This window comes from Mesorhizobium sp. M7A.F.Ca.CA.003.01.2.1 (genome assembly GCF_003998945.1).
GTDB classification, from domain to species: domain Bacteria; phylum Pseudomonadota; class Alphaproteobacteria; order Rhizobiales; family Rhizobiaceae; genus Mesorhizobium; species Mesorhizobium ciceri.
Genome location: NZ_RZRA01000146.1, coordinates 1 through 7,729, shown reverse-complemented (window position 1 = coordinate 7,729; position 7,729 = coordinate 1). Strand labels below are relative to the sequence as shown.

At 61.3% G+C, this 7,729-nt stretch carries 11 protein-coding genes; 3 read left to right on the top strand and 8 right to left on the bottom strand.

The genetic code is table 11. The features are described from left to right. Positions 1-489, top strand: a 489-nt coding sequence (locus EN969_RS08790) for a DUF3592 domain-containing protein (RefSeq protein ID WP_164758186.1), incomplete at its 5' end; no start/stop codon positions are given. A gap of 14 nt (positions 490-503) precedes the next feature. Here EN969_RS08790 and EN969_RS08785 read toward each other — a convergent pair. Then, on the bottom strand, positions 504-863 hold the full coding sequence (locus EN969_RS08785; RefSeq protein WP_013532081.1) for a hypothetical protein: 360 nt from the start codon (positions 861-863) through the stop codon (positions 504-506). A 164-nt stretch (positions 864-1,027) separates the two neighbouring features. On the opposite strand from EN969_RS08785, the gene EN969_RS08780 reads away from it, so the two are divergent. Continuing rightward, positions 1,028-1,549: a hypothetical protein gene (locus tag EN969_RS08780; RefSeq protein WP_013532080.1), complete on the top strand. Its 522-nt coding sequence runs from the start codon at positions 1,028-1,030 to the stop codon at positions 1,547-1,549. Between the two features lie 112 nt (positions 1,550-1,661). Then, positions 1,662-2,159, top strand: a complete 498-nt coding sequence (locus EN969_RS08775; protein ID WP_245465364.1) for a hypothetical protein — start codon at positions 1,662-1,664, stop codon at positions 2,157-2,159. 19 nt (positions 2,160-2,178) lie between these two features. Here EN969_RS08775 and pqqE read toward each other — a convergent pair whose 3' ends face one another. The 7 genes from pqqE to EN969_RS08735 form a co-directional block, all read right to left on the bottom strand. Further along, the gene (gene pqqE / locus EN969_RS08770) at positions 2,179-3,300 is read right to left on the bottom strand and encodes a pyrroloquinoline quinone biosynthesis protein PqqE (protein WP_063167842.1); all 1,122 of its coding nucleotides are present in this window, start codon (positions 3,298-3,300) and stop codon (positions 2,179-2,181) included. Next, positions 3,297-3,593 carry a pyrroloquinoline quinone biosynthesis peptide chaperone PqqD gene (gene pqqD / locus EN969_RS08765; RefSeq protein ID WP_127419074.1) on the bottom strand — a complete coding sequence of 99 codons (297 nt, stop codon included), beginning with the start codon at positions 3,591-3,593 and terminating at the stop codon, positions 3,297-3,299. The genes pqqE and pqqD overlap by 4 nt, the downstream gene beginning before the upstream one ends. Next, complete coding sequence (gene pqqC, locus EN969_RS08760; protein WP_063167843.1) at positions 3,590-4,348, bottom strand: pyrroloquinoline-quinone synthase PqqC; 759 nt, start codon at positions 4,346-4,348, stop codon at positions 3,590-3,592. Before pqqC ends, pqqD begins: the two co-directional genes overlap by 4 nt. Further along, complete coding sequence (gene pqqB, locus EN969_RS08755) at positions 4,345-5,283, bottom strand: pyrroloquinoline quinone biosynthesis protein PqqB (protein ID WP_063167844.1); 939 nt, start codon at positions 5,281-5,283, stop codon at positions 4,345-4,347. Before pqqB ends, pqqC begins: the two co-directional genes overlap by 4 nt. Positions 5,284-5,698: 415 nt before the next feature. Further along, positions 5,699-6,259: a PQQ-dependent catabolism-associated CXXCW motif protein gene (locus EN969_RS08745; RefSeq protein WP_027162625.1), complete on the bottom strand. Its 561-nt coding sequence runs from the start codon at positions 6,257-6,259 to the stop codon at positions 5,699-5,701. Then, on the bottom strand, positions 6,256-7,149 hold the full coding sequence (locus EN969_RS08740) for a quinoprotein dehydrogenase-associated putative ABC transporter substrate-binding protein (RefSeq protein ID WP_013532072.1): 894 nt from the start codon (positions 7,147-7,149) through the stop codon (positions 6,256-6,258). The genes EN969_RS08745 and EN969_RS08740 overlap by 4 nt, the downstream gene beginning before the upstream one ends. Further along, on the bottom strand, positions 7,121-7,645 hold the full coding sequence (locus EN969_RS08735) for a c-type cytochrome, methanol metabolism-related (protein ID WP_127419073.1): 525 nt from the start codon (positions 7,643-7,645) through the stop codon (positions 7,121-7,123). The genes EN969_RS08740 and EN969_RS08735 overlap by 29 nt, the downstream gene beginning before the upstream one ends. Positions 7,646-7,729: the final 84 nt, after the last annotated feature.

Sequence of the window (7,729 nt, the reverse complement as noted above, 5' to 3'; positions counted from 1 at the left end):
GTCCTGGAGGCGATCAGGCCGCATTTGCCCAAGCCGCAAAACCTCGGCGCGGGAGCGCTGCTGCTGTTCATGGGCCTGTTTGCCTTGCGCATGGGCTTCGTCCAGAGATCGCTGGCCGAGCAGGCGGCAAAATGGCCGGTCACTGCCGGCCGCATCGATAACTCGGGCCTGCAGGCGCTCCGAAACCATTCTGGCCATGGTCGCTGGCGCACCGTCTTCAAATCCCGCATCGTCTACTCCTATGACGTCGCCGGCCAGCGCTACAGCGCCGATCGTGTGACCTTCGGCGGAACCGTGACGGCTTCGTTGCCCGGCCTCGTCGGCGGCCAGGCACGGCAGTATGTCGAAGGCAGCAAGGTCGACGTCCACTATGACCCCGCCAACCCCGGCTCGGCGGTGCTGGAATGCCGGGTACGGGGGCTCTGGCTGTTATGGATCTGCTCGGCAGGCTTTCTCGGTGGCGCCGCCTTTCTGGTCGGCCTGGTCTGAGGCGCCGGACGCCTTCAACAGCGGACGAGCGGTCCGCTGTCGAAGCCAGGCCAGGTGAACCGCAGCGTGGCCCCATGCCTGACGATATGGATGACACGCGCGAACGGCTCCTCGATCGACGGGTCGGAACCGTAGCATTGGCTGGCATGCACCACCCAACCGGTCGAGCTTTTGCGAAATGTCGCCTGCTCGCAGCCGAGATCGGGGAACGACAGCGACGCCTGGTCCACTGTGAACACAGTCTCGCGTTGGATGTCGGGAGCCGCGTGGCAGTTCAGCCTGTCGCTAGACCATGTCCCAACATAAGGCGGCGCCGCCAGCGCGGAGCCACCGGCGAATGCGGATATTGCCGTCGTCATCACCAAACGCCGCATCACCACTCCTTCGATCAGTGCGCTCGACCATACAGGCTGGTGGGATTTTGCGTGGACAAGTTTTGTCCAGGAGCGGACAAACGCCGCCGTTCCGGATTTTGCTATGCTTTTGCGCGGATGATGCGACTGTGCGGGCCGACTCAACGCTTTCCCAGAGACATTGGATGATCACCCGCATACTGGCCTTTTTCCTCCTGGGCCTGCTCGGCCCGATGCAGGCGGCCTTGGCAAAAGAATGCCTCCTGAGTCACGCCACCTATCAGGAGCCGCGCTCGGGTGCCGTCGTGCAATTCCGGCCGCTCGCCAACGAGCCGGCGGCGCTGACGGCCGAAGTGTTTTCGCTGGCCGTGCCCAAAGCCGGCACGAGCCTGCCCGCCGACATCACCTGGACCAACGGCAAGAATTCCTTCCCGCTCGGCACCATTCGCCACGCCTGCACCGACGACGACCGGGAAGGCGGCCTGCAGGACGGTAGCGGATTGTGCAGGCTATGGGAGGGCCAGGTCTATGCCTTGACCGGCGGCGGCGCCGAGCAGTTGAATTCGCGCGAAGCGACACCGGCGCCGAGAGGGCTGCTCTTGCCCGGTTTCGGCGTGGCTTTCACCGAAGGAGCCGATTTCGCCAATGCCAATCCAGGCGGTTCGGCCTGGGACGCCTTCATTTTAACAGGATGCAGCGATGAATAGCGTGCGATCGACCATCTGGGCCAGTGCCCTGCTTGCATCCGCGACGATACCAGCCATGGCGGACGAGCCGGCGCCGTCGCGCCCGCCCATCGACAAATGCGCCTGGGAAAAATTGTCTGACAAAACTGTCGGGCTGGCCGCCTGGACGCAGCGCTGCGATTTCGGCTTCCGCCAGATCCATTTCGAATTCGCCGGCAAAGCGCTCGCCATCAAATACAGCGACGGCGGCGCGGCTGACCCTCTTGTCGAGGTCTTTGACATCAAGCCTGGCGAAACCGCCGAGGCTGCGTTGCAGCGCCTGTTCCTGGAAAAGACCGACAAGGCCGTCAGCGCCCGCTGTGTGCTGGCGCCTTACACCGAGGGCACGGTACCCGCCGGCGTCAAACGCTACACATTCAGCCCCGACGCCGCCTATGCGAAAGAGCTGAAAGCACTTGCCAGCTCCGACGAGATTCCCGAACCGCCCTGCGGCGACTGGGGTGAAATGCCTGACGGCATGCAGTATTTCGAGGTGCCCGCGGGTGAGGGGTACAGCCTGCTTTTTGTGCGCATCGGCCAGGACGAGCCATTGTTTGACGAGCAGACGCTACGCGTCTTGCCGAGGGGGTGAGAAGCGCTTTCTCGCCAGGTCAGGCGGATTCGGTCACCGCACCGATCCGCCGGTAGACGAATGCTTCTTCTCTCGAAGGAACTGTGGCAATGCGCTTGGCTTCGTCGATCAGCATTGCCATGCGAGCATGGATCGGCGATTTCGCGCAAGCCGGGTCCGTTGCAGCGGCATCGCCGGCGATCGCCATCGCCTGGCAGCGGCAGCCGCCCCAGTCGATCTCGCGCCGCTCACAGCCGCGGCATGGCTCCTGCATCCAGTCCGTACCGCGAAAGGCATTGAACGCCGGGGAATCGGCCCAGATCGAGGACAGCCTGCGTGGTTCGAAACGCTCGAAGCTGAGCGACGGGATCGTCTGTGCGGCATGGCAGGGCAGTACGGTGCCGTCAGGCGTCACCATGAAGGCGTCCCGCGCCCAGCCGCCCATGCACGGCTTGGGATAGATCGCGAAATAGTCCGGCGTCACAAAATCGATGTTGATGATGCCGGCCAACCGCTCCTGTGCCTCCGCGACGATCTCCGCCTGCCTATCGACCGCTTCACGCTCCGGCATCAGTTGATCGCGATTGGTTAACGCCCAGCCGGCATATTGCACATTGGCGATCTCGAGCCTCTCCGCGCCCAACGAAAGGGCGAGATCGATGAATTCCGGCACCTCCTCGATGTTATGGCGATGGATCGGCGCGTTGATGGTTAGAGGCAGACCGGCCGCGCGCGCGCGGCGTGCCGTCTCCAGCTTCTTTTCGTGGGCACCCTTGTGGTTGCCGATGCGATCCGTGGTCGCCGGCCGCGCGCCCTGAAAGCTCAGTTGCAGATGGTCTAGACCGGCTTCGGCAAATGCCTCGACACGGCCCTCGACGATGCCAACGCCCGCGGTAATCAGATTGGTGTAGACGCCGCGCCCCGCAAGCCCGGCGATCAATTGCTCGAGGTCGCGGCGCAGTGTCGGCTCGCCACCGGACAGATGCACCTGGAGCACTCCGAGATCGGCGGCCTCCGAGAACAGGGCGAGCCAGGTCTCTGTGTCGAGTTCGCGATTGGCCTTGAGCAGTTCGAGCGGATTGGAGCAATAAGGGCATTGCAGCGGGCAGCGATGCGTCAGTTCCGCCAGCATGCCGATTGGAGGGAGGAGGGGCGTGCTCATAGCCTCACCAGCAGCTTGTCCGACCATTCCTGCAGGAAGGCGATGACGTCGGTCGCCACGGCCTCCTGTTCGGCCTCATAATCGGCGGCAAGGCCGGCAATGATGTCGCCGACCGTGGACCGTCCATCGCAGCGTCGCAATATGTCGAGACTGACATCGTTCGGCCAGAATATCTTTCCCGGTGAAAGCACGGCGAATGCCTGCCGCAAGGGATCGTATTGTATGCGCACGTGCTTCGGCAGCGAAGGTACCGATCGCAACGACACCACAGCTCTTTCGCGCAGCGCCGTCATAGGGCTGCCTCGGGCTGGAAGGCGCCGGGCGGTATGTTTCCCCGCTCGCCATAGGCGTGTTGAAGCGCGTCAAGCATGGCCCAGAGTATATCGCATTTGAACACCAGTGCATCGATTGCCTGCTGCTGGCGCTCCGCCGTATCGGCGTGGCTGAGCACGTAGGCAAGGGCGAAGTCGGCGTCACGCGAGGCCTGTTCGGGCCGTTGCTTGAAATAGGCAAGCGTATCCTCGGTGATGTAGTCGTATTTGGCCAGCATTGCCGGCACCCGCTCGCCGATGATGAGTGGCGAAAACATCTCGGTCAGCGAGGACGCGACCGCCTCGAACAGCGTCCGGTTTGTGCAAAAGGAAAGGTAAGCGCCCACCGCGAAGCGTGTCGCCGGCAGTGCCAGCCTTTCGCTCTTCACGGCCTCGGCGTCCAGGCCGAGTGAAGTTGCCAGATACAGCCAGCGCGCGATGCCGCCGCTCCAGCCGTCCTCGCCGTCATGATCCTCGATCCGCTTGCGCCACGCGGCACGAAACGCTGGATCCTCGGCATGTACGAGTATCATGGCATCCTTGCGTGGGATGACCGCCTGATAGCAATAGCGGTTCAGCGCCCAAGCCTTCATCTCGGCCTTCGACAACGCGCCGCTGGTCATCCTGTGGTGAAAGGGATGACGATTGTGATAGCGCTCGGCGCCAACCTGCCTCAATACGGCTTCGAGAGCGCTCGTGGAGAGTCCGCCTTTGGCTGCATCGCGGAAGTCGCTCAAAATTCCATCTCCATACCGTCGTTTGCGATTTCCCAGCCTGCCGCCTTGACCGCCGCGTGCTCGGCGGAATTCTCGTCTAGGATGGGGTTGGTGTTGTTGATGTGGACGAAGACGCGACGGCCGACCTTCACATCGGCCAAGCCCGCAATCGAACCCAATTCTCCCGAGATCGCCAGATGCCCCATGCGCGAGCCGGTTTTCTGACCGACGCCGGCGACGATCATCTCGTCGTCGGTGTAGACCGTGCCGTCGAACAAAAGACAGGCGGCATCGGTGAGACGCGCGCGCAGCCGCGCATCGATGCGCGCGCAGCCTGGGATATAGAAGACGGAGCCGCGGCTGCCGATGCCGGCAATTCGGACTCCGATCGTGTCACCTGCGTCGGAGCTGAAATTGGCATCCGGATGGTCTCTATCCTCCAGATAGAGTGCTATCTTCCCGGGCACGGCAAAGGGCTCGATCATTACGCCGGTATCGCGGCCTTCTGCGTCGCAGATGGCCAACTCTTTCGCCGGCGGCAGGATGCGCCGCGGCACAAGCGCTGGATCGAGAACGTTGAAAATCGAATTCGCCTCCAGCGTCGCCAGAACCTGCGCCGTTGCATAGATGGCGAAAGGCTGCCGCTCGCGCAGGCTGAGCAGTCCGGCGATATGATCGACGTCGGCATTGGTCAGCACCACAGCGCGAATAGGTGTCGAGCGCAGCGGCGCATCGCCCGCAGGCTGTAATTCAGGTGTTGCAGCGATTTGCTGGCGAATGTCGGGCGAGGCATTGAAAAGAACCCAGCCCAACCCGTCCGCCGAGGCGGCGACACTTGACTGGGTTCGTGGATGCACGCTTGCCATGCCGTTGCGAGCCGCACGACTGAGACGGTAGTTGCAGTTCCATTGCGGAAAGCCGCCGCCCGCCGCCGATCCGATTATCCTCAAATGCATGAAAATGCCCGCGCGCCGGCTTCTCTGACCTGCAGGCAATTTGCAGTCACAAACGACAGTCCGCGCGCTTTGCGTGCGTCAAAATCTTTCACGGAAATCCCATGCGGCGAGGGGATGCGCGCCCCTGTCGCCAGGGACGCGCACCTCTGCGGCCTACTTCTTGGGAGTAATTTCAGCAGGCAGATACCGTGAAATTTCGAAGCCAGCGGCAACCTGACACATGGTCGGTTTTTTCCAGTTCTTCTTCATGACATTTCTCCTCTTATACCAGCCCGAAGGGACCGATCCTGTCGTTAGCCAACCATTGCAGGGCACCGACGCAATGGCTCGTCCATCAAGTTTCAAAATGGACAAATGAAACAATAGGTTTTGAAAAATTGAAAACAAACTATCGAGAATAATTGCAGTCCTTATTTCAATTGTTCGTTGCGTAGGGTTTTTTCTCCTCCAGTGGAAGGTTTGCATCTTCCCATCCATCGGCGCCGAGCGGATACCAGATCACTGAACTGTAGCCCCACTGGACGGCCCGTTTCGCCGCATTCCACGACATCCAGCAATTCGTCATGCAGTAGAACAGAACCGTGCGCGACTTGTCCGTCCCGGCCTTGGCCGCGAGGCCTTGGCGAAAATAGCTGGCGGTCTCCTGCGAAATAGCGCCGTATCCCACATTGGCCAGCCATATGCTGCCTGGAATGTCCTTTCTGACCTTGTCTCTCCATATCGTCCCTGCCGGCAAATTGGCCGGTTTGGGCGTGTCCGGCATCACGTCGAAGAAGATCGCCTTTTTCGCTCGCCACAGCGCTTCCGCTTCCACCGTCGTCACCACCCTCGCGCCTTGCAGCGTCCGCGGCACCGGCGCCCGATAGTCGTCCATCCGGAAACCGCTGGGTTCGGCGATGTCGCCAGCCCATGTCGGCTCGGCCAGACCCAGAAGGCTCGCGGCGACCAGCACGAAAATAGTCTCCCTTCCATTCATTGGGTAATCAGGTTGTCGTGTTCGTCGATCAGCGGCACGTTGTAGCTCAGCAGGATCCTGGTGATCTCCGCCTGGTTTTCCCTGATCACCCGGTTGAGCGTCCGCTTCCATTCCTGGTCCGACGGACGTACGCCCATGGTGATGCGGTAAGACATGCGCGAGCCGGTTTTTTCCTTCACCAGTGGAACGATCGTCACATCAGCTCCGAGTTCCTTGGCGTAGTAACCTGCCATCGGTCCCCACAGCACCGCCGCATCGATCTTGTGTGCCAGCATGTCCTTGATCATGACCTCCCCCATTGATGGGGTGACGCGCGTATCCACCGCAAGCGGATAGATCTTGGCGGTCCGCAGAAGCTTGTTGGCGGCCATGTTGGCGGTTGGCGGCGTGCTTTCAACGACGCCGATCGTTTTGCCTGTGAGTCTGGGATCCTCGATCGTTTCCACGCCTTCCATATCGTGGCTTTTCGGATGCACCAGCACATAGGCGGAGCGATAGTAGGCGTTGGTGTTCTGCACCAGCTCATCGCCTTGGGCATAGCCCATGATGATGTCGCATCGGTTGGCCCCCAACGTATTGCGCACGAAGCCGGTGATCGTGGGAAACCAGGTGTAGGAGACGGACTTGCGCCCGGTTTTCGCGGCAACCAGTTCGGCCAGCTTGTTTTCGAAGCCTTCGCCGCTCTTGTCGGTGAAGGGCATATTCGAGGGATCGGCGCAGACGCGCAGAATGTCAGGGTCGACCAGTTCTCCCGCCGCGCCAAGGCCGGCGCTTTGCGCATGCGCGTTCGACGGCAGCAAGGCGAGTGTGCCGAGGATCGGCAGAACGACGCGCAGCTTCAATGCATCGCGGCCGATCATGTCATCCACCCATGCAGGATGCTTCGGCATCCTTCGCCGCCTGGGCCTTGTCTTCGTGCTTGGGCGGCCTTCCGCGGGGCGCCGCGCCATCCGCGCGCGCGCGCAGATAGACGTAGAGATCGTCCAGGTAGCAATAGACGTTCTTGTTGTCGCCAAAGGCAGGCATGACGTTTTCCTTGCCGCCGCCGACATTCTTGCGGCCTTCGACGACGATCGAGAGGAATGTGGCGTAATCCATGGTTTTCAAGCTGTTGACCAAAGCCGGCGCATAGCTCGAACCTGTCGCGTCCTGTCCGTGGCAGACATGGCAATCGGAATGATACCGGCGGTAGCCGCTGAACGTGTACCAATCGACGGTTCCGTTTTCGATCTTGTAGGTCGGATTTCCATCCGCATCCAAATACTTGCCGCCTTCTTCCTTTACCGCCTTGGCTTTTTCCATGCTGTCGTCGGCCCGGGCGAGGCTCGAGCTTGCCAGAGGCAGCAGAGCCAGGACGAAAGCCGAAATTACAATGCGAACGGACATTCAAACGCTTCCTTCATTTGCCAATGGACACGGTTTTGCTGTCGCGACCGGCATTGATCGGTGTTTTTGGGTGCGTAACCGAAT

Bases quoted from the DNA above. Each gene is read 5' to 3' on its own strand.
- pqqB (WP_063167844.1), bottom strand. From the start codon at position 5,283: ATGCATTTGAGGATAATCGGATCGGCGGCGGGCGGCGGCTTTCCGCAA.
- EN969_RS08745 (WP_027162625.1), bottom strand. From the start codon at position 6,259: ATGAATGGAAGGGAGACTATTTTCGTGCTGGTCGCCGCGAGCCTTCTG.
- EN969_RS08735 (WP_127419073.1), bottom strand. From the start codon at position 7,645: ATGTCCGTTCGCATTGTAATTTCGGCTTTCGTCCTGGCTCTGCTGCCT.
- EN969_RS08740 (WP_013532072.1), bottom strand. From the start codon at position 7,149: ATGCCGAAGCATCCTGCATGGGTGGATGACATGATCGGCCGCGATGCA.
- EN969_RS08780 (WP_013532080.1), top strand. From the start codon at position 1,028: ATGATCACCCGCATACTGGCCTTTTTCCTCCTGGGCCTGCTCGGCCCG.
- pqqE (WP_063167842.1), bottom strand. From the start codon at position 3,300: ATGAGCACGCCCCTCCTCCCTCCAATCGGCATGCTGGCGGAACTGACG.
- pqqD (WP_127419074.1), bottom strand. From the start codon at position 3,593: ATGACGGCGCTGCGCGAAAGAGCTGTGGTGTCGTTGCGATCGGTACCT.
- EN969_RS08785 (WP_013532081.1), bottom strand. From the start codon at position 863: ATGCGGCGTTTGGTGATGACGACGGCAATATCCGCATTCGCCGGTGGC.